This window comes from Limosilactobacillus coleohominis, from assembly GCF_016901675.1.
Classification (GTDB): Bacteria; Bacillota; Bacilli; order Lactobacillales; family Lactobacillaceae; genus Limosilactobacillus; species Limosilactobacillus intestinavium.
Genome location: NZ_JACJKU010000209.1, coordinates 1 through 265, shown reverse-complemented (window position 1 = coordinate 265; position 265 = coordinate 1). Strand labels below are relative to the sequence as shown.

1 protein-coding gene is annotated in these 265 nt (G+C 39.6%); it reads right to left on the bottom strand.

Going from position 1 to position 265, the window contains the following annotated elements; translation table 11 throughout:
* On the bottom strand, positions 1 to 265 hold a 265-nt coding region (locus H5975_RS08530; protein ID WP_204785652.1), incomplete at both ends, for an IS30 family transposase.

Genomic DNA, 265 nt, shown 5'->3' with positions numbered 1-265 from the left:
GGAGAATAAGCGTGTGCGAAAAACATTGGCTTGTTTATCAAATCTTCGATTTGATGATAATTGGCAAATTCTTTCCCATGGTCAACAGTCAGTGATTTTAAATTGGCGCCTAGATGACGGTCCAGTGTAATAATAGCTTTAGTCATTGATTGACTATCACGCCCATCTAAACGTTGAACGATTGTTAAGCGGCTTAATCTTTCTGTGAAAGTAGCGACTGCTTGCCCCTTCATTTTACCTGAAAGTACGGTATCTGCTTCGAAAT